This window comes from Proteus penneri (genome assembly GCF_003144535.1).
GTDB classification, from domain to species: domain Bacteria; phylum Pseudomonadota; class Gammaproteobacteria; order Enterobacterales; family Enterobacteriaceae; genus Proteus; species Proteus penneri.
This window is the reverse complement of record NZ_PHFJ01000006.1, coordinates 18,223-38,480: the sequence shown is the minus strand read 5'-3', so window position 1 is coordinate 38,480 and position 20,258 is coordinate 18,223. Positions and strand designations below refer to the sequence as shown.

17 protein-coding genes and 1 pseudogene are annotated in these 20,258 nt (G+C 38.7%); 14 read left to right on the top strand and 4 right to left on the bottom strand.

Features of this window, described 5'->3' with window-relative positions; genetic code table 11:
* Window positions 1-27: 27 nt before the first annotated feature.
* Window positions 28-1,539 carry a YfcC family protein gene (locus CUB63_RS09150; protein ID WP_109847922.1) on the top strand — a complete coding sequence of 504 codons (1,512 nt, stop codon included), beginning with the start codon at window positions 28-30 and terminating at the stop codon, window positions 1,537-1,539.
* A 191-nt stretch (window positions 1,540-1,730) separates the two neighbouring features.
* Here CUB63_RS09150 and CUB63_RS17975 read toward each other — a convergent pair whose 3' ends face one another.
* Window positions 1,731-1,898 (bottom strand): hypothetical protein, encoded by a 168-nt coding sequence (locus CUB63_RS17975; RefSeq protein ID WP_420902346.1) that lies wholly within the window; start codon window positions 1,896-1,898, stop codon window positions 1,731-1,733.
* A 91-nt stretch (window positions 1,899-1,989) separates the two neighbouring features.
* On the opposite strand from CUB63_RS17975, the gene ilvB reads away from it, so the two are divergent.
* The gene (ilvB, locus tag CUB63_RS09140; RefSeq protein WP_072064511.1) at window positions 1,990-3,687 is read left to right on the top strand and encodes an acetolactate synthase large subunit; all 1,698 of its coding nucleotides are present in this window, start codon (window positions 1,990-1,992) and stop codon (window positions 3,685-3,687) included.
* Window positions 3,688-3,690: 3 nt separating this feature from the next.
* Window positions 3,691-3,975, top strand: coding sequence for an acetolactate synthase small subunit (gene ilvN / locus CUB63_RS09135; RefSeq protein ID WP_006535577.1), 285 nt, complete (start codon window positions 3,691-3,693; stop codon window positions 3,973-3,975).
* 51 nt (window positions 3,976-4,026) lie between these two features.
* Here the strand turns inward: ilvN and CUB63_RS09130 are convergent, their stop codons facing one another.
* On the bottom strand, window positions 4,027-4,605 hold the full coding sequence (locus tag CUB63_RS09130) for a helix-turn-helix domain-containing protein (RefSeq protein ID WP_072064510.1): 579 nt from the start codon (window positions 4,603-4,605) through the stop codon (window positions 4,027-4,029).
* A 184-nt stretch (window positions 4,606-4,789) separates the two neighbouring features.
* Between CUB63_RS09130 and CUB63_RS09125 the strand changes: the two genes are divergently transcribed.
* The 6 genes from CUB63_RS09125 (at window position 4,790) to CUB63_RS09100 (ending at window position 12,570) form a co-directional block, all read left to right on the top strand.
* Complete coding sequence (locus CUB63_RS09125; protein WP_109847921.1) at window positions 4,790-5,536, top strand: sulfite exporter TauE/SafE family protein; 747 nt, start codon at window positions 4,790-4,792, stop codon at window positions 5,534-5,536.
* Between the two features lie 202 nt (window positions 5,537-5,738).
* Window positions 5,739-6,926, top strand: a complete 1,188-nt coding sequence (locus CUB63_RS09120; protein ID WP_109847920.1) for an MFS transporter — start codon at window positions 5,739-5,741, stop codon at window positions 6,924-6,926.
* Between the two features lie 743 nt (window positions 6,927-7,669).
* Window positions 7,670-9,016, top strand: a complete 1,347-nt coding sequence (locus CUB63_RS09115; RefSeq protein WP_072064508.1) for an NCS2 family permease — start codon at window positions 7,670-7,672, stop codon at window positions 9,014-9,016.
* A gap of 127 nt (window positions 9,017-9,143) precedes the next feature.
* The gene (locus CUB63_RS09110) at window positions 9,144-9,647 is read left to right on the top strand and encodes a GNAT family N-acetyltransferase (RefSeq protein ID WP_006535569.1); all 504 of its coding nucleotides are present in this window, start codon (window positions 9,144-9,146) and stop codon (window positions 9,645-9,647) included.
* A 398-nt stretch (window positions 9,648-10,045) separates the two neighbouring features.
* Window positions 10,046-11,695: a Na+/H+ antiporter gene (locus CUB63_RS09105; RefSeq protein WP_072064506.1), complete on the top strand. Its 1,650-nt coding sequence runs from the start codon at window positions 10,046-10,048 to the stop codon at window positions 11,693-11,695.
* 2 nt (window positions 11,696-11,697) lie between these two features.
* Window positions 11,698-12,570 carry a carboxylate/amino acid/amine transporter gene (locus tag CUB63_RS09100; RefSeq protein WP_109847919.1) on the top strand — a complete coding sequence of 291 codons (873 nt, stop codon included), beginning with the start codon at window positions 11,698-11,700 and terminating at the stop codon, window positions 12,568-12,570.
* Here the strand turns inward: CUB63_RS09100 and metR are convergent.
* Window positions 12,485-13,438, bottom strand: a complete 954-nt coding sequence (gene metR, locus CUB63_RS09095) for an HTH-type transcriptional regulator MetR (RefSeq protein ID WP_109847918.1) — start codon at window positions 13,436-13,438, stop codon at window positions 12,485-12,487. The two genes, CUB63_RS09100 and metR, sit on opposite strands and share 86 nt — an antisense overlap.
* 106 nt (window positions 13,439-13,544) lie before the next feature.
* Here metR and metE point away from each other — a divergent pair, with 106 nt between their 5' ends.
* Both metE and CUB63_RS09085 read left to right on the top strand, forming a co-directional pair.
* Window positions 13,545-15,818, top strand: coding sequence for a 5-methyltetrahydropteroyltriglutamate--homocysteine S-methyltransferase (metE, locus tag CUB63_RS09090; protein WP_109847917.1), 2,274 nt, complete (start codon window positions 13,545-13,547; stop codon window positions 15,816-15,818).
* A gap of 175 nt (window positions 15,819-15,993) precedes the next feature.
* Entirely contained in the window at window positions 15,994-16,821 is an 828-nt protein-coding gene (locus tag CUB63_RS09085) for a hypothetical protein (protein WP_006535561.1), read from the top strand.
* Between the two features lie 81 nt (window positions 16,822-16,902).
* On the opposite strand, the gene CUB63_RS09080 is transcribed toward CUB63_RS09085, so the two are convergent.
* Entirely contained in the window at window positions 16,903-17,295 is a 393-nt protein-coding gene (locus CUB63_RS09080) for a YidB family protein (RefSeq protein WP_109847916.1), read from the bottom strand.
* Between the two features lie 642 nt (window positions 17,296-17,937).
* Between CUB63_RS09080 and udp the strand changes: the two genes are divergently transcribed.
* The 3 genes and pseudogenes from udp to CUB63_RS09065 all read left to right on the top strand — a co-directional run bounded on the left by udp (window position 17,938) and on the right by CUB63_RS09065 (window position 20,218).
* Window positions 17,938-18,696 carry a uridine phosphorylase gene (udp, locus tag CUB63_RS09075; RefSeq protein ID WP_006535559.1) on the top strand — a complete coding sequence of 253 codons (759 nt, stop codon included), beginning with the start codon at window positions 17,938-17,940 and terminating at the stop codon, window positions 18,694-18,696.
* Window positions 18,697-18,843: 147 nt separating this feature from the next.
* A pseudogene (locus CUB63_RS09070) lies at window positions 18,844-19,628 on the top strand (tyrosine-protein phosphatase).
* A 59-nt stretch (window positions 19,629-19,687) separates the two neighbouring features.
* On the top strand, window positions 19,688-20,218 hold the full coding sequence (locus CUB63_RS09065; protein ID WP_072064501.1) for a DedA family protein: 531 nt from the start codon (window positions 19,688-19,690) through the stop codon (window positions 20,216-20,218).
* Window positions 20,219-20,258: the final 40 nt, after the last annotated feature.

Below are 20,258 nucleotides of genomic sequence, written 5' to 3'. Positions count from 1 at the left end.
AGCCTCTCATTTAAGTCGAGGACGCTTATGAAACTTAAAAAGTTTGCGTTTCCGACCGCATTTACTATTTTATTTGTCATTACAGTAATTGTGGTTGGCTTAACGTGGATAATTCCAGCTGGCGAATATCAACGATTAAGTTATAACTCAGCAGAGCCATCATTAGTGGTTGCAAAAATAGATGGTTCTCATGAAGTGTTACCAGCAACTCAGGCGACATTGAATGATTTAAATGTCTCTATTGAGATTAATAAATTTACCGATGGGACAATTAAAAAACCAATAGCAATACCTGGAACCTATGAACGTGTAGCACAGCAACCCAAAGGAATAATGGATATTACCGAAAGTATGGTGAAAGGGACGATAGAGGGGGCAGATGTTATTGTTTTCATTCTTGTCTTGGGGGGACTGATTGGGGTTGTTAATCAAACCGGTGCATTCAATGCGGGCTTAACAGCACTCGCGAATCGAACCAAAGGTAAAGAGTTTTTAGTCGTGTTTGGGGTCACGATTATATTATCCATAGGCGGGACAAGTTGTGGGATTGAAGAAGAAGCGGTTGCTTTCTATCCCATATTAGTACCGATATTCTTAATCTTGGGTTATGACGCTATTGTGTGTGTTGGGGCTATTTTCCTTGCTTCTTCAATGGGGGCAGGGTTCTCGACGGTAAATCCTTTCTCAGTTGTTATTGCATCAAATGCTTCGGGGATCAGTTTTATTGAAGGGATCGGATTTCGTACTATTGGGTTGGTGATTGGTACGTTGGGGGTTTTGGTTTATTTATATTGGTATTGCAAGAAGATCAAAAAAGATCCAACTTTCTCTTACAACTATGAAAATGCCGAAAGTTTTAAACAGCGCTTTTTGAGTAATTACGATCCTAATGAGATATTAGAATTTTCGTGGCGTCGTAAAGTGATCCTCTGTTTATTTGTTGCTGCTTTTCCTATTATGGTTTGGGGTGTTATGGACATGGGCTGGTGGTTTCCACAAATGGCGGCTCTTTTCCTTGCTATCGCAATCATCATAATTTTCCTATCGGGATTAAAAGAAAAAACAGCCATTGATGGATTTATTCACGGGGCATCTGAATTAGTTGGTGTTTCATTAATTATTGGTTTAGCGCGCGGCGTTAACCTTGTGATGGAACAAGGTAAGATTGCTGATACTATTCTTGAATTTATGTCTCATATGGTTGCAGGAATGCCACCGAGCCTATTCTTATTAGCACAACTCGTTGTCTTTATTTGTTTAGGTTTTATTGTTCCTTCCTCTTCAGGCCTTGCGGTTTTGGCGATGCCAATTATGGCACCATTAGCCGATGCAGTCGGTGTTCCTCGTTATATGGTGGTATCAGCATATAACTGGGGACAATATATTATGTTGTTCTTAGCGCCTACTGGATTGGTGTTAGCGACTTTGCAAATGTTAGATATCTCCTATAACAAATGGCTTAAATTTATTATGCCGATGGTGATATTTATGTTTGTCCTTTCGGCAACATTACTCTTGGTTCAAGTTGCGTTTTTATAAAATTGAGTTGGTGTGTTTACGTTGAGAAAGGAATTTTTTGGTTATTCTGTAATATGAAATTAATCTGGTTTTTTGTGCTGCAATCAAGATTATTTTTTGATTTTCACTAGAAGTGATCTAGCTCTCGTTTTTAGCGGTGATAAAAAATAAACCGAAAAAAAAGGTTGTTAATTTGTAGAAGTTATGTTTTTTTAAATACAGATAACACGTAAACACATCATTAAATTAATTGATAGGTAACCCATGATCATCACTACTCTACTACAAAGCCTACGACTAACAGCGCACATCGCGGCTGTGGTTGTCGTGCGTGTGGTGGTGGTCGTCGGCAAAGCGCCGTAACGGGTCCGAATCAACACAGTTTCGAAACCCCGCCGGCGAACTAACCGGGCGGGGTTTTTCTTTTCTACCTGCCCATTAAGTCCGGCTTAGAACAAAGGACAGATAAAAATGGGTGATCAACAAGAAAACGCCACAACAAGTAGAACGTTTACGGGGGCGCAATTAATCGTTTATTTACTGGAACGGCAAGGTATTACGACAGTTGCAGGGATCCCTGGTGGTGCAGCACTTCCGTTATATGATGCTTTAAGCCAAAGTAAATCTATTCGGCATATCTTAACTCGTCATGAACAAGGTGCTGGTTTTATTGCACAAGGTATTGCCCGAGCAAATGGTAAACCTGCTGTTTGTATTGCATCAAGCGGGCCGGGTGCAACAAATTTAGTGACAGCAATTGCCGATGCTAAACTGGATTCTATTCCTTTAGTTTGTATTACCGGTCAGGTGTCTTCAGCGATGATTGGAACCGATGCTTTCCAAGAAGTTGATACCTATGGCATGTCTATTCCAATCACGAAACATAACTATTTAGTACGCGATATTGCGGACTTACCTGACATTATTTGTGATGCGTTTCGTTTAGCGATGTCAGGAAGACCGGGGCCTGTTTGGGTTGACGTGCCAAAAGATATTCAGCAAGCCACAATTACATTAGAAGCGTTACCACCTATTCCACAAAAAGATCCTGTTCCCGCATTTAATACTGATTTAGTAATACAAGCGGCGCAAATGATTAATCAAGCTAAAAATCCTGTTTTATATTTAGGTGGGGGGATCATTAGCGCTGAAGCATGTAAAGAAGCGATTGAATTAGCAGAGAAAAATAACCTGCCGACAACCATGACCTTAATGGGTTTAGGATTAATGCCACCTTCTCATCCACTGTATTTGGGGATGTTAGGTATGCATGCGACGCGTAGCACCAATTTTATTTTAGAAGAAGCGGATCTGCTAATTGTATTAGGGGCGCGATTTGACGATCGTGCTATTGGTAAAGCAGAGAAGTTTTGCCCTAACGCCAAAATAATTCATGTTGATATCGATCGCGCTGAAATTAGCAAAATCAAACGCCCAGATATTGCAATCCACGCTGATGCGAAATCAGTGTTATCACTGTTATTACCATTGATTAATACAAACAAGCGTAATGAATGGATCGAGCGTGTTACGACACTGAAACAAGAATATCCATTGGAAATGAAAAACTCTGAGAATATTCTAAGTGGTTATGGCATTGTCTTAGCGGCTGCAAACTGTGTTGATGATGATGCCATTATTACAACAGACGTTGGACAACATCAGATGTGGGTAGCACAGGCGTATCCGCTAAATCGACCTCGACAATGGTTAACATCGGGTGGCTTAGGTACGATGGGATTTGGTTTACCGGCTGCGATTGGTGCCGCGTTAGCCGAACCAGATAAGAAAATCCTCTGCTTCTCGGGGGATGGTAGCATTATGATGAATATTCAAGAATTTGCTACGGCGGCTGAGCACCAATTAGATATCAAAATTATTTTGATAAATAATCAGGCATTGGGGTTAGTTCACCAACAACAAACGCTGTTTTTTGAAGAACGTATTTATGCTGCGGCTTACCCTTATCAAACAGATTTTATTCGTATTGCACAAGGTTTTGGTTTAGATACCTGTGACTTAAATCAGGAAGCAGATCCTGCGAGTGCATTAAAAGCAGCAATTGAAAAACCCGGTCCGTGTTTAATTCACGTTATGATTGATATCCATGAAAAAGTATTTCCAATGGTTCCACCTGGGGCTGCAAATATTGAGATGATAGGAGCTTAATTTATGTCAAACCAATCACAACCTATCGCGCTGGAATTGATTGTTCGCAACCATCCCGGTGTTATGACCCATATTTGTGGGCTATTTGCTCGCCGTGCATTTAACGTTGATGGCATTTTGTGTTTACCGATGAAAAACAGCGATAAAAGCCGTATCTGGCTATTAGTGCAAAAAGATGATCGTCTTATGCAAATGGTCAGTCAGGTGGAAAAGCTTGAAGACGTAAAAGAAGTGAGATTCAGCGATGATCTACGTGTTTTTGAGCAAATGGAAAGTTATTTAAATTAATCGCCTTATATTATTGGCTCACTCACTAATTGAAAGAGCCAATAATATCGCTTAAGGGCGGTGATGATAATGCTGCTGATTTGGGCTAGACATAATCACAGAGGCACGCAAATGTCCTTCAACACAGATATACGAGTGAGGGACATTACCGTGGAAAGCATAAAAATCGCCAGTTTCTAGTAAGACGGTTTCGTCGTTATCAAAACGCATCATTAATTTACCAGAATAGACCATGATGTGCTCTTGGGTGCCGTCAGCGTGAGCAGGGCTATTGATGATCGCGCCATGCTTCATTTCGATATGCCAAATTTCAGTAATATTGCCGATGCCAATACGAAATTTAAACTCTTGGGCATAATCACCCACGATAGGCTTATGTCGCTCTAAGCGAGGGTATTCTTCACGTGTAAAACTAAATAAATCTCCCAAAGGAAAGCCAAGGGCTATTGCGATAGCCTCTAAGGTATCGATTCTAGGATTAGAATCACCCGATTCTAATTTTGACAATGCAGCCTTGGATATTCCCGATTTTCTTGATAACTCATTAAGTGATAAATTTCGAGATTGTCTTAATTGTTTGACTTTATTACCAAGGTATTCATTCGTTTTTTTAGGAGGTTGTGAGTTCATTGCCAATTCAAAATATCGTTAGTTTAAAAGTGTTATTCTAATTAGATAATAACACTAATTAACCGTATTCGGAAAAATGAGATCCTGTTTCTGCTGTATTTTGTGAATAGTCTTACGATCACTGTTCTAGTTTTAATAATTACGCTAATATCCTTCAGTAAATGATAATTATTCAAGGTTTATTATGATGGACTTGCTTAGTTGGTCTGATCTTTTTATTTGCTTACTTACCTTATTTTTTGCTTATGTTATTTTTGGTATGGCTGGGTTTGGTTCTGCGTTAATTGCGGGCCCTGTATTGGCACTTTATTTGCCTCTTTCAATGATAGTGCCTTTATTGGCATTAATCGATTTAAGTGCTGCCATAGTGAATATTTTCAGAGATGGCAAACAGGCTGATTTTAAAGAGATACGCTATCTTATTCCGCTTATTATTATTGGTAGCCTTGTCGGTGCAACAATTTTATTAACCACACGACCTGATTTACTTTCTCTTCTTTTAGGTATCTTTGCCACTTGTTATGCAATTTATGCACTGTTTTGGAAAAAACAAGAAAGCCAATTTTCTCAACGCTTAGTTTATCCTTTTGGATTAATCGGCGGTGTATTTAGCGCGTTGTTTGGTAGTGGGGGATTTTTATATGCGATTTACTTGTCAGGCAGAATTACAGACAAAAATAAGTTTCGCATTACACAAACCACATTGATTGGCTTTAGCACACTAACGCGAGTGGTGATTTTCTTATGTGCAGGCATTTATTGGCAATTAGATATTCTTAAATTAGCCGTTATTTTCTTACCAGCCATGTTTGCAGGTGTTTGGTTAGGGCGAAATTTAACATTACGTATGTCGAAAGCACGATTTATGAGTGTGATTTATACTATTGTATTGGCATCAGGTACTGTGCTTATCTATCGTTATTTTTTTTAAGCGTTGTAGGATAAATAACGATGAAGTGAGAATATTGTGAAAGGTAAAGATCATCGAGAGTCAAATAGAGATCTTTCTCTAATTAATGTTGCTTTTTAAGCATGTTTATCTATTTCTTATCCCCTATAATATACGACAATATTTTATTTAATCACCTTCCTTTTATTACAGAGGTTTCTGTTATTCGCAGAAACAAAATAACATGTCACATCAAAATTATCGCCAATCTGAAGTTTTTGCGATAACCACTATCACGGTAAGTATTGGCGTTATCGGGATAGTTATCGGATTAACTATTCCTATGGTGGCACTGCGCCTTAATTTAGTGGGTATTAATGAATCTATTATTGGACTTATTTCCGCAGCACCCGCTATTGGAATGTTAATTATTTCCCCCTTTGCTCGGCGTATTGTGCAATGGATCGGTAAACGCTTTGCTATGCTATTAGCGACCATTATTTCTGCAATAAGTTTATTACCCTTAATGGGAAGTTTGCCTTTAGAGTTGCTATTTCCTTTACGATTAATCACAGGTATTGCCAGTGGTGTGATGATTTGTTTAGGAGAAACGTGGATTAATGAGCTTTCACCAGATAATAAACGTGGGCGGATTTTAGCGGTATATACCACGGTATTTACGATTAGCCAGTTATTAGGGCCTTCAATTATTGCGCTTTATGGCGTTGCAGATAAGACACCGATTTTAATTAGTGTCTTTATTCATATTATCTCTATTGTCCTGTTTTTAATGATGGATCAAAAAACAGGTGATAAATTACCAAAAGATACACAAGAGCCTAATTTTTCTATTATCCGCTTTGTTAAAGTTGCACCAGCAATCTGTGGTGGCATTGTTTTCTTTGCTTTTTTTGATGGCACAGTGCTTTCTATGTTTCCTATTTATGGCTTAAGTGTAGGGCATACTGAAGCTATTGCGGCAATGATGATAAGCGCGATTTTAGCGGGTGATGCAATTATGCAAATGCCATTTGGCTGGCTTGCCGATCATATGAATAGAACGCGGTTATATCGAGTTTGTGGTGTCGTGACTTTACTTGCAAGCTTATTATTACCTATCACGATGTCTCATACATTTTTGATTTGGCCTTTATTACTGGTATTGGGTGCAACAGCGGGTGCGATATACACCATTGCGTTGGTACAAATTGGACAATATTTCTCAGGCAATGATCTGATGGTCGCAAATGCATCCGCTGCGATGTTATGGGGGATTGGTAATTTATCAGGGCCTTTGCTGGCTGGCGCGATGTCAGAAATTTCTTCATCTTCACTACCATTCTTATTGGTTGCTATGACAGGTTTATTCTTAGTATCAACTATGGAACGTTGGAATCTCGGTGTTAAAACACTCAATAATAGCCCATCTTAATATGATTTTTTCTCTATCGTATTCTATTTAGCGATAGAATGACGATAGAGGAAGCCTTTCTTTTCTCGATTTCTAAATATTAAGATCTTATCTTCTTGTTTTCTATAAATGGTTATAATTATCTTTCGTAATTGAACTTATTTTAAAATTTATTAAGAATAATCTAGAAATGCTTATACAAAACAGAAAACTGTTTGCTAAAACGGCATCTATTCATCTAACGTTAGAAGTAGAAGATAAACTTATCTTCAGATAAAAATAATGAATACTGCATATCATTAATTGCCACACATTGGGAACGGAAGGTATTATTTATCTAAGTGACTTATTAAAGTTACTAATAATAGATAGATATACCTAATTATTGTGATAGATAATATAAATTAAATAAAAACAATTAACTAAGATGTTTTCCACTGTGAGATAAGTATGACATTGGATAATTGTACAAAAGTAGAATAATGAGGAAAGTAGGCAGCTGCTTTCCTCTTTTTCTGTTTTTCTAACTTTAAACTATCTTTTTATGACATTTTTATTAAAAATGTATTTTTTCACTTGATTCTTACCCTAATATCACCAGATAATCGTTTGCGTCAAATTCTCTCACTCAGTCCACACAAAAAACCAAACGTTTGCTTTTTGACTCCCTCTTAAGATTTTTATCGGTAAGAGGTTATTTTAATTGATACGTAATCGTTTCCGTTTTTTTGGAGAGTGAACCGTTTTTATGTCAGAGGAATGTAATGTCTGCTAATCAATCAGCAAGCACAGGTAAACTGGATAGCTATTTTAAACTTACAGCTCGTGGTACTACTGTTCGCAAAGAAATGATCGCCGGTTTGACGACATTTCTGGCTATGGTGTATTCCGTGATTGTTGTTCCTAGTATGTTAGGACAAGCTGGTTTTCCACATACAGCGGTTTTTATTGCAACCTGTTTAGTCGCGGGATTGGGCTCTCTTCTCATGGGATTGTGGGCAAATCTTCCTATGGCGATTGGTTGTGCTATTTCATTAACAGCATTTACCGCTTTTAGCTTGGTTTTGGGACAAAACATCTCTGTGCCTGTTGCATTAGGCGCCGTATTCTTAATGGGGTGTTTATTCACTGTATTCTCATTAACTGGCATTCGTACTTGGATCTTAAAAAATATTCCGACAGGTATTGCTCATGGCGCAGGAATAGGGATAGGTTTATTTTTACTTTTAATTGCCGCCAATAGTGTTGGGCTTGTCGTTAAAAACCCCTTTGATGGTTTGCCTGTGGCAATGGGTAAATTCACTTCATTTTCTGTTCTGATGTCACTTGCAGGATTAGCCGCTATTTTCGGATTAGAAAAACGCAAAGTTCCAGGTGGCGTATTATTAGTGATTGTTGCCATTTCGATTATTGGGCTGATTTTCGATCCTAATGTGAAATACCAAGGTGTTTTTAAAATGCCTCAATTGGGTGAAGATGGACTTTCTTTATTATTCGCAATGGATATTAAAGGAGCATTACAACCTTTAGTTTTACCTAGCGTATTAGCATTAGTAATGACCGCTATTTTTGATGCAACCGGGACTATTCGTGCTGTTGCAGGTCAAGCAAACTTATTAGATAAACGCGGGCAAATTATTAATGGCGGAAAAGCGCTGACTTCTGACTCTGTTAGTAGCATTTTTGCGGGCGTTATTGGCGCCGCACCAGCTGCGGTTTATGTTGAATCTGCTGCAGGAACAGCCGCTGGTGGTAAAACTGGATTAACCGCAACAGTGGTGGGCATTTTATTTTTATTGATCCTTTTCTTATCGCCTCTCTCTTATTTAGTTCCCGCTTATGCAACGGCACCAGCATTAATGTATGTGGGTTTATTGATGCTAGGTAACGTCACTAAGTTAGATTTTAGTGATTTTGTTGATGCAATGTCAGGCATGGTGTGCGCTGTATTTATTGTTTTAACGTGTAATATTGTCACCGGTATTATGTTAGGTTTCGGCTGTTTGGTTATTGGTCGTGTCTTTGCAGGTGAATGGCGTAAACTCAATATTGGTACTGTATTAATTACTATTGCTTTAGTGGCATTTTATGCGGGTGAGTGGGCAATTTAATTTAAATAATCGGTTTTAAAGACAAAAGGCGGAATATATTTTTATTCCGCCTTTTTGCTATTTATTTATCTACTTTTATTCGCTATTGTCGAAATAAAGTCTAGTTGTTAAATTTTTGGTAGAATATATGCAAGAAATAAAAATACGCCATGGTGAGCCAGACGACGCAGCCGCAATTCAACAGTTATATACTCATCCTGATTTATATATTTGTACTTGCCAATTTCCTTACCCTTCGGTCACGATGTGGAAAAAAAGATTACTTGAATTTTCAGAACAAAATATTCCTCATTTTGTTGCAACTATTGATGATCAAGTCGCGGGGCATTTAGCACTGATAATCGATAATCATCCTCGTCGTCGCCACATTGTCAGTTTTGGTATCGGTGTTGGCGCTGAATACTCAGGAAAAGGTGTTGGTAAATTACTTATTAAGACAGCAATTGATTATGCTTTCAACTGGTTAGCAGCCACACGATTAGAATTAGAAGTGTATTCAGACAACGAAAGAGGTTTGCATCTGTATAAGAAACTAGGTTTTGAAGTTGAAGGTGTACGCCGTAAAGCTGCTTTTAAAGAAGGTAAATATTGTGATGTTGTCATGATGTCGATGTTAAGAACAATTGAATAATCATTAGCATTACGCGTTAGCTCTCAAATTTAATCGTAATTGTTATTTATCTATGATTTTTTATTTAATAACTTAACGTTTTACGTTTTTATACGGTCTATTACATTGCTTAGACTGAAAAAGAGAAATAAAAACGTATGCTTTCTAGAATTAATGCCGTTAATAAATAGAGAACAATAAATTGTGTACAATGTGCGGTGTTAGCTACGATTAATCTTAATTTTTAAATATTCTCACAGAGTCTATGTGGGATCTGTTTAAAATAAGCATAGATACATTGATAAAGAAAAGTACGATGCGCGAATTTTACATAATATGTTTCTTTATCGTTCGGTAGGTTTCCCTTTTATAAGGGGAAATGGCTGGTTTCAGGATAAAAATAGGCATGTAAGGGTAACATGGAAATTTTCTTTACTATTTTGATTTTAATACTGGTGGTTTCAGTTTCGGGAGTTATCACAAAATTAATTCCCTTTCGTGTTCCGTTACCATTAATACAGATTGTGATAGGGGCTTTATTGGCATGGCCTCAGTTTGGTTTACATGTCACTTTTGATCCTGAATTATTCCTCGTTCTATTGATCCCACCTTTACTTTTTGTTGATGGTTGGAAAACACCGACACGAGAGTTTATTCAAAATGGGCGTGAGATTTTTATTCTAGTGCTTGTTTTAGTTATGGTGACCGTTGTGGGTATCGGTTATCTGATTTATTGGATGATGCCAAGTATCCCTCTTATTTCGGCATTTGCGTTGGCGGCAGTACTTTCGCCAACGGATGCGGTCGCACTCTCTTCCATCGTTGGTAAAGGGCGAATACCTAAGCGAATAATGGGCATATTAGAAGGCGAAGCACTAATGAATGATGCTTCGGGTCTGGTCGCCTTGAAATTTGCGGTTGCTGTGGCAATGGGCACGATGGTATTTACTGTGGGTGGTGCAACCCTTGAATTTTTCAAAGTCGCCATAGGCGGATTATTAGCAGGTATTGGTGTCACCTTAATTTACAGTAAATCTTTACGATTGATGAGCCGTTGGAGCGGAGACGACCCCGCTACACAAATCGTTTTTATGTTGTTGCTACCTTTTGCCTCTTACCTTATTGCAGAACATATTGGTTTTTCTGGTATTTTAGCGGCTGTTGCCGCCGGTATGACTATCAGTAAATCTGGCGTTATCAGGAATGCGCCTCTTGCGATGCGCTTACGTGCTGATAGCGTATGGTCAATGCTTGAATTTGTCTTTAACGGCCTTGTCTTTATCATGCTGGGCTTACAGCTTCCTATTATTTGGACTAGCTCTGTTATTCAAGCAGATCTTGACCCAGAAGTTGAAGTCTGGATGCTGTTTGCGGCAGTTTTCGTTATCTACTTTGCACTGCTGCTCCTGCGATTTACGTGGTTATGGTTAATGAAGAAAACTAGCCGGATCTTTATGAAAAAGCATCCGCTTGATTTCGCTAATTATACAACGCGTGAGTTGTGGTTATCGTCATTTGCGGGTGTTCGTGGTGCCATTACGCTTGCAGGTGCGCTTTCTATTCCACTCTTTTTAACTGATGGCAGCACTTTCCCGGGACGTTATCAAATTATCTTTATTGCTGCTGGTGTTATTTTACTGTCGATTTTAGTGGGTATCATTTCACTTCCTTTCTTATTAAAAGGCGTGAAGACAACTGATAAAGAAGCAGATAAAAATGAAGTTCGCTATGCACGGAAAGTGATGGCAGAAGTGGCAATTGTTAGTCTGAATAAAATGGAAGAGCGCTTAGCTGCAAGTACTGAAGAGCAGTTGGATGCGGAAGAAATCAATGAAGTTGCTTCTCGTGTTACAGGATATTTACGACGTCGTACTGCGGATCAAGATGAGATGCTCCATAACGCGTTAGAGGAAGATCTCGAAAGACGTTTTCGTTTAACGGCATTACGTGCTGAGCGTGGTGAACTTTACCATTTAAGAGCAACGCGAAAAATTAGTAATGAAACGCTCCAATTATTGCTACATGAGTTGGATTTAATGGAAGCGTTGTTAGTAGAGAAAGATAGTTAATTATGTGGTTGCTCATTATTACAACACTGTTATGGGCAGCCTCTTTTAGCCTGATCGGCGAGTATCTCGCGGGTCAGGTTGATAGTTGGCTCTCTGTTCTTATCCGCGTTTCTTTGGCTGCTTTGGTCTTCTTGCCTTTCTTACGTTGGAAGGGAATTCGTTTTAAGGTGATTTTGCTTTATATGAGTGTGGGAGCCTGCCAACTCGGCATTATGTATCTGTTTGTCTTCCATGCTTATAACTATTTGACCGTCGCAGAATTTTTACTGTTTACTGTATTAACACCGCTTTATGTTACGTTAATTTATGATTTATTAGAGCGTCAGAAATTACGTTGGGGTTATGCATTTAGCTCATTATTAGCAGTATTAGGTGCGGCAATAATTCGCTATGATCATTTAAGTGATGATTTTTGGTATGGATTGTTATTAGTGCAACTTGCTAATATTTTCTTTGCTATTGGTCAAGTGGGTTATAAACGATTAATGGAAGTACATCCAATTCCACAACATCATGCGTTTTCTTGGTTTTATCTTGGTGCTGTTGTTGTTTCATTGGTTGGTGCATTGTGTTTTGCCGATTGGCAGAAAATGCCAACAACATCACTACAATGGGGTGTTTTACTCTGGTTAGGAATTGGCGCTTCTGGAATAGGGTATTTCATGTGGAACTATGGTGCCACACAAGTTGATGCTGGAACCTTAGCTATTATGAATAACATGATGGTTCCAGCAGGATTATTAGTGAATTTTTCTATTTGGCAGCAACATCCAAATTGGCCAAGTTTCATCATAGGCGCGAGCCTGATTGTTGCATCACTTTGGATCCATCGACGCTGGATACGCCGACCTGTTTTACAAAAGGAAGATTGTTAACAGCATGCTGGCCTGATAAGCGAATAAACTCTCTAATTGCCGGTTGATGTTGCTCTCCAAGACGGTTAGCAGCATATAATCGGCTCCATAATCCCTCGCCTAATGTTTTTGTCACTACTAATCCTTGTTTTTCAAAATTCTCAACAGCCCAATGAGGTAATGCAGCAATTCCCATACCGGCTGCAACCATTTGAATTAACAACAGCGTATTATCGACATGTTTAAAATGTGGTGTGATCCCCGCAGGTTGTAAAAAATGGCGCCATACATCAAAACGTTCTCTTTGCACAGGATAAATAAATAAGGTTTCTGCAATTAAATCTTGTGGTTGAATATGTAAGCGGTTAGCAAGAGGGTGATCGGGCGATAAAACTAATTTCACTTCATAGTCAAATAGCGGCGTGTAGTGTAAACGTGCATCATCTAAAATATCAGAAGTTAGCACGACATCTAATTCACGTTGTAGTAATGCAGGTTGTGGATCAAACGTAACCCCCGAATGGAAATCGACATTGACTTCAGGCCATGTCTGGCGATATTGCTGTAATGCGGGTGTTAACCATTGAATACAACTGTGGCATTCAATCGCAATATTCAAACTCACACTCCCAGGTTCATTACATGTATCGAGTGCTCTACGAACGATAGGCAATACTTCTTCGGCTAACTTAACCAACACATCTCCTTGTGGTGTGAAACGCAGTGGTTGGCTTTTACGCACAAAAATTCGATAACCAAGACGATGCTCTAATTCACTGAATTGATGCGAAAGGGCAGATTGTGTTTGATGCAATTGATTTGCTGCATTGGCAAGAGAGCCTGTGTGCTTTAGTGCCAATATCGTTTTTAAGTGTTTTATTTCTATCATGAGAAACCTTCAAGTTGTTGATGAAAAATTTGCGCTTGTGATTTATACACTACCTGTAGATTATGGATGTGTAAACATCTAGACGGCTAAAAATAGGATTTTAATTATGACAATTCGCAATCACACACTGGGTTTCCCTCGTATTGGCTTAGATAGAGAGCTAAAAAAAGCACAAGAAAATTATTGGGCAGGCAAGATTTCACAAGAAGAACTTATCGCTGTTGGTAAAGAACTTCGTGCTCGTCACTGGCAACAACAAGCAGATGCGGGTGTTGAATTATTACCTGTTGGTGATTTTGCTTGGTATGACCAAGTATTAGGAACAAGTCTATTGTTAGGCAACGTGCCACCTCGTCATCGTAATGAAGATGGCTCACTTGATCTTGATACCCTATTTAGAGTCGCTCGTGGTAGAGCGCCAACAGGTAAACCTGTTGCGGCATCTGAAATGACGAAATGGTTTAATACTAACTATCACTATATCGTGCCTGAATTTCAGCAAGGCCAGTCATTTACCTTTGCATGGAAAGAGCTACTAGAAGAAGTCGATGAAGCATTAGCTCTTGGTCATAAAATAAAACCCGTTTTACTCGGCCCAGTGACTTACTTGTGGCTAGGTAAAGTAAAAGGCCCTGAATTTGATAGATTAACGCTATTGAAAGATATTTTACCTATCTATCAACAAGTTATTTCTGCATTAAAAGAGAAAGGTATTGAGTGGGTGCAAATTGATGAGCCGGCTTTAGTACTGGATTTACCTGTTGAATGGCAAAATGCGTATCAAACAGCTTATCAAACATTAACGGGGCAAGTTAAATTACTGCTGACGACCTATTTTGATGGTATTTCTCATCATCTTGATATTATTAAAAACTTACCCGTTAATGGGCTTCATGTTGATATTTCAGCAGGGCAAGATGATTTGCAGCACTTACATCAAGTATTACCTAAAGATTGGGTGCTGTCATTAGGTGCCATTAATGGTCGAAATGTTTGGAAAGCCGATTTAAGTGCACGTTATCAGCAAGTGATTGTGCTCAAAGGTAAACGTCCTTTGTGGATCGGAACATCTTGTTCATTACTGCATAGCCCAATTGATTTAAATGCAGAAACGAAACTTGATGATGAAGTAAAAAGCTGGTTTGCTTTTGCTGTTCAGAAATGTGAAGAAGTCGCTTTGTTGACTAAGGCACTAAATGCGCCCGAAGGCGAGTATGATGATCAATTGGCACAGTACAGTGCACCAATTCGTCAACGTCAGCACTCAACCCGTGTACATAATGCAAAAGTTGAAGCTCGTTTACAGGCAATTGAAGCGCAAGACAGTGAAAGAAATTCACCTTATACCCAACGCGCAGAAATACAACGTGCACGGTTTAATTTGCCATTATGGCCAACCACCACAATTGGCTCATTCCCACAAACAACAGAAATTCGTACTGTGCGCCTTGATTTTAAGAAAGGGCGTATCGATACGGCTGCTTATCGCACAAATATCAGTGAGCATATTAAGCAAGCGATAACGGAGCAAGAAAACCTAGGCCTCGACGTATTAGTTCATGGTGAAGCTGAACGTAACGACATGGTAGAGTATTTTGGTGAGCATTTTGATGGTTATGTGTTTACGCAAAATGGCTGGGTACAAAGCTATGGTTCACGTTGTGTAAAACCACCAGTGATTATCGGTGATATTAGTCGCCCAGCCCCTATTACCGTGGATTGGGCAACTTACGCACAATCATTAACTGAAAAGCCAGTCAAAGGCATGTTAACAGGCCCTGTGACAATTTTATGTTGGTCGTTCCCTCGTGAGGATGTGACGCGTGAAACCATTGCAAAACAGATCGCGTTAGCACTGCGTGATGAAGTGGATGATTTACAAAAAGCGGGTATTGGTATTATTCAAATTGATGAGCCAGCGTTACGTGAAGGATTACCGTTACGTCGTAATGAGTGGCAGGCTTATCTTGACTGGGCAGTCGATGCTTTTAAATTAAGTGCCGCTGTTGCTGATGATGAAACACAAATCCACACGCATATGTGTTATTGCGAGTTTAACGACATCATGGGATCTATCGCGGCCTTGGATGCAGATGTGATTACTATTGAGACATCACGTTCAGATATGGAGCTTTTAGAAGCCTTTGAACACTTTGATTACCCAAATGAAATTGGGCCAGGTGTTTATGATATTCACTCGCCTAACGTGCCAAATGTAGAGTGGATTGTGGGATTATTAAGAAAAGCGCAATCACGTATTCCTGCAGAGCGTTTATGGGTAAATCCAGATTGTGGATTAAAAACACGAGGCTGGCCTGAAACACGTGCAGCATTAGCAAATATGGTTGAAGCTGCTAAATATTTACGTCAGAACGCATAATAAAATAATTACTTGTTAGCCTGCTATTTTTGAATGGTTACTTTGATAAAAAGTCACTCTATCCAAATAGCAGGCTAATTTTATATAAATAAAAAAGAGTATTAATTAAAACTAGGAGCAAATCTTATTATTGATATTCTAGAGAGTTGTTATACTGCAAAAATTCTCTAATTTTATGGATATAATTATTGTGCAAACGAGCATTCAACTTTCGGATAAAATATTAGATGCTTTTCCAACTCGACCTTTGAAATTAGTTCCACTAAGAGGCGATGGTGGACTATTCCGTACCTTATTTTTAGTGATTGTGATGTTAGCATTGACTGTATTTAGTGCTTATCAAATTCCTAATATTGTTTATGATTACCAAATTAGTAAAAATCCCGTATTTATTAATGCTGATGTTGATGGCTCTTGTCGTTCAAAACTATTTATTTTAACTAATTGTAGTGTTGATTTACGGTATGAAGGTAACGAGGTTTCACGTAATTTTACTTTTCTTGATTTTGGCAATAAAGATATATTGGTTGAACCCGTTGCGGATGAAAACGATCTGACTAAAATGACCGTTGATGTGGCGATAGATAATATTTGGCTTCGTTTAATTAGCACGATTATTTTTGTCGGATTATTTGGTTTTTGCGTGATATTTTTTATTTATCGTCAAATACTGACAAGTAAAGTGAGAAAAGCATTATTATCAGTGGGCACTCAGCCTTTAAAATTAATCGCTGTTCCTGCGAAAGTGGTTGTAAGTAATAAGCAATTTATTGCCACTTATCATCTTAATTTAGAGGGTAAAGATATTCGTATTACTTATTCAGGGAATAAGAAAACACCGCCTATTGTGATTGAGCAAAATGGAAACACCTACGTATTAGCCGTTTATTCACCACAACAGAATATCCCTTATGCTTTGGATGTGCCTTTAGAACGTATTCAAGCAACGCCAGAAGAGAAGCAACGTTTTCATGAAGCGTTGATTGAAGAGGGTTTGCTGTAATCAATTTTGATGATTAAAAATATGATGCGTTCTCTCTTATGGGGGCTTGTAAGGGAAAACGCATTAAAATAGCGTATTTATTTAGCCACCGAAAATTTTCGCTTTCAAAATATCCATCCCCGCACTGACTAAATCTAAGTCTTTAGGCACAACGCCATCTGGCGTGACTTTATCAATTAATTTAGGTAGGTATTGTGCCGTCATTTCAGAGGCTTCAGTTGCACTTAAATTAATTTTTGACGCAAGTTCATTAATAACAGGTGATGAAAAAACCGCTACGATTTGTTCAGCACTGATAGGTAAATTTGTATTTGTACTTATCCAAGATTGAATAAGCTCACTTAAACCCGCTGTATCAAATTGCTTTATTAAGCCTTCAATGCCACCTTGAGACTCAACCCAGTCGAGGACAGTTTTATATTGATTGATTTTTTCGCCACCCAATAGGCTTGCAATTTGGTTAAATAAGCTCATGTTTACTCCAGTGACAGGTGTGTGTCACATTAAGATGTTTGTTTTAAGGGCGGGTAGTGTACGCGCTATACTCGTTATACTTCAAGTTGTAGCGTTGTTGACTACATTCATTCGCAGTAGTCACATACTTATGTATGCTCCTAGCTACTCGTCATACTTCAAGTTGTAGCGTTGTTGACTGTACTCATTCGCAGTAGTCACATACTTATGTATGCTCCTAGCTACTCGTCATACTTCAAGTTGTAGCGTTGTTGACTGCACTCATTCGCACTAGTCACATACTATTGTATGTTCCTAGCGACTCATTCATTTGTCGCCTAGCTACACCTTGAATTATTTAGAGTAGATGTTCGCGAGGATATTTATTTGTATTGAGTATATGTGCCTTAAGGTATTTACCTCGTCTATACTGATGAGATGAATGTTTGTTTTAGTTAATGATTGAAGTCAGCGAATATTGATAATGTATTTACTGAGAATGTATTTTTAATGTCATTTTTCGTGATTGTATTCACATTTTTATGAAATTGTTACTTTGTTCGGTGCTTTATAGGTGATTTCGGTCACTAAAAAGGTCTGTAAAACTGATACAGTAGCTTTTAATTTAATGAAGATTGGTTTTGTCCCATTGAGGAGTCCGATATGTCTGATGTATTTCACTTAGGTTTAACCAAAAATGACCTACAGGGTGCCACTTTAGCAATTGTTCCCGGTGATCCGAAGCGTGTTGAAAAAATTGCAAAATTAATGGATAACCCAGTTCATCTGGCTTCTTTACGTGAATACACGTCGTGGCGTGGCGAAATTGATGGCAAAGCTGTTATTGTCTGCTCAACAGGTATCGGTGGTCCATCTACCTCTATCGCCGTTGAAGAATTAGCACAGCTAGGTATCCGCACTTTCTTGCGTATTGGTACAACTGGTGCAATTCAAGAACATATCAATGTCGGTGATATTCTTGTGACGACTGCTGCAGTTCGTTTAGATGGTGCAAGCTTGCATTTCGCACCAATGGAATTCCCTGCTGTTTCTGATTTTGAATGTATGAACGCACTGTATAAAGCGGCTAAAGACAATGGCTCAACTGTTCACGTAGGTGTTACTGCATCTTCAGATACATTCTATCCAGGACAAGAACGTTACGACACCTATACAGGTCGCGTTGTTCGCCGTTTCAAAGGCTCTATGAAAGAGTGGCAAGAAATGGGCGTAATGAACTATGAAATGGAATCTGCAACATTACTAACAATGTGTGCAAGCCAAGGTTTACGTGCAGGTATGGTTGCGGGTGTTATCGTAAACCGTACTCAACAAGAAATTCCAGATGCGGAATTACTGAAGAAAACTGAAAATAATGCGCTAGGTATCGTTATCGAAGCCGCTCGTGCTTTAATGAAATAAGTTTTTTTAATCAAATATAAAAGCCCTTAATACTCTGGTGTTAAGGGCTTTTTTTGTATGGTAATTCATCACGTTAATGTATTAACAGACACTGATTTCTGTTAAGGTCTTTGGGGTCTTAACAATACAACAATGAGAAGAGGCATTATGACTGATATCTTACAAACACATCCTTCGGTGTTGCCTTTAGTCGGCGGAATTAACTTTCGTGATTTAGGCGGTAAAAAATTGAGTAACGGTGGTGTTATTAAACCCGGAATGCTCTTTCGCTCTGGCTCACTGGATAGATTAACCAATACTGACCAATCTCTGCTCATTGACAAAAATCTTTTTCAAATCATTGATTATCGTGATAGTGGGGAAATCGTTGATAAACCAGACCGTGTCTGGGAAGGCGCGCAATATTATCATGCTCCTGCAAACCCATTATCCAAAGAAGTTTCTGCAAACCTTGAAAAGTTGACACCTGAAATACTTGAGCAATTTGATGCTAAAGCCTTTATGTTTCAGCTATATAAATTATTACCTATTAATAATCCTGCCTACAAACAATTAGCTATGTTATTAAAGCAGCCTGAAAAAAGGGGGGGGTTGTGCAACACTGTGCGGTAGGCAAAGACAGAACAGGTGTTGGCTCTGCTTTAGTGTTATTTGCTCTTGGTGCATCTTTAGATGTGGTGATGGAAGATTACTTGCTTACTAATGAAACATTAGCGCCTTATCGTGCTTATCTTTTAGAAGAACATGCCAAAACAATGAGTGATAACATTGTTGATAAATTTGCCTATGTTTACTCAGTACAAGAAGAGTTTCTGCAAACAGCATTGGCCAGTATTAATCAGCATTATGGTAATGTTGATACTTGGCTAGAAAAAGATATCGGTTTAGATGCTGCTAGCCGAGATGCCCTACAAAATTATTTTCTCGAATAATAAAGTGATTTATATTCGGTTAATATTATTTAGGTTAACCGAATATAAGGTCGTCTATTTTGACAGTACAAGACATTATTCATACCATCACTCTTTTTGTAAAAGAGCACGAAGTTTGGGCTATTCCAATCGTGTTTTTCCTTGCTTTTGGTGAGTCACTCGCGTTTATCTCTTTGCTTATTCCTGCCACAGTGATTTTATTGGGATTAGGCGCCTTAATTGGTGAGAGTGGTCTGTTTTTCTGGCCGATTTGGCTAGCTGCTGCGTTAGGGGCTTTCTTTGGTGATTGGGTATCGTACTGGGTAGGGTTTCACTATAAAGAGGGGGTAAGAAATTTGTGGCCAATTTCACGTTCACCACAAACATTGGTTAGAGGTCATCAATTCTTTAATCGATGGGGGATTTGGGGGGTGTTTATTGGACGATTTTTTGGACCTTTTCGTGCAATTGTCCCGTTAGTTGCCGGTATTTGTGCGATGCCACAACGTTATTTTCAAATAGCTAATTTAACATCAGCCATGATTTGGGCTTTTGGTATTTTGGCACCCGGTGCTTTTGGTTTGCAATGGCTTGCGAAATGGATCGGATAACTGCGTCCTTTATCGCAAATCAAGTCATGATATAAATTGT

Excerpts from the sequence above, each read along its gene's own strand:
- CUB63_RS09130 (WP_072064510.1), bottom strand. The coding sequence starts at position 4,605 with ATGAACTCACAACCTCCTAAAAAAACGAATGAATACCTTGGTAATAAA.
- CUB63_RS09125 (WP_109847921.1), top strand. The coding sequence starts at position 4,790 with ATGATGGACTTGCTTAGTTGGTCTGATCTTTTTATTTGCTTACTTACC.
- metR (WP_109847918.1), bottom strand. The coding sequence starts at position 13,438 with ATGATAGAAATAAAACACTTAAAAACGATATTGGCACTAAAGCACACA.
- udp (WP_006535559.1), top strand. The coding sequence starts at position 17,938 with ATGTCTGATGTATTTCACTTAGGTTTAACCAAAAATGACCTACAGGGT.
- CUB63_RS09110 (WP_006535569.1), top strand. The coding sequence starts at position 9,144 with ATGCAAGAAATAAAAATACGCCATGGTGAGCCAGACGACGCAGCCGCA.
- ilvN (WP_006535577.1), top strand. The coding sequence starts at position 3,691 with ATGTCAAACCAATCACAACCTATCGCGCTGGAATTGATTGTTCGCAAC.
- ilvB (WP_072064511.1), top strand. The coding sequence starts at position 1,990 with ATGGGTGATCAACAAGAAAACGCCACAACAAGTAGAACGTTTACGGGG.
- CUB63_RS09100 (WP_109847919.1), top strand. The coding sequence starts at position 11,698 with ATGTGGTTGCTCATTATTACAACACTGTTATGGGCAGCCTCTTTTAGC.
- CUB63_RS09120 (WP_109847920.1), top strand. The coding sequence starts at position 5,739 with ATGTCACATCAAAATTATCGCCAATCTGAAGTTTTTGCGATAACCACT.
- CUB63_RS09105 (WP_072064506.1), top strand. The coding sequence starts at position 10,046 with ATGGAAATTTTCTTTACTATTTTGATTTTAATACTGGTGGTTTCAGTT.
- CUB63_RS09085 (WP_006535561.1), top strand. The coding sequence starts at position 15,994 with ATGGATATAATTATTGTGCAAACGAGCATTCAACTTTCGGATAAAATA.
- CUB63_RS09115 (WP_072064508.1), top strand. The coding sequence starts at position 7,670 with ATGTCTGCTAATCAATCAGCAAGCACAGGTAAACTGGATAGCTATTTT.
- CUB63_RS09150 (WP_109847922.1), top strand. The coding sequence starts at position 28 with ATGAAACTTAAAAAGTTTGCGTTTCCGACCGCATTTACTATTTTATTT.
- metE (WP_109847917.1), top strand. The coding sequence starts at position 13,545 with ATGACAATTCGCAATCACACACTGGGTTTCCCTCGTATTGGCTTAGAT.
- CUB63_RS09080 (WP_109847916.1), bottom strand. The coding sequence starts at position 17,295 with ATGAGCTTATTTAACCAAATTGCAAGCCTATTGGGTGGCGAAAAAATC.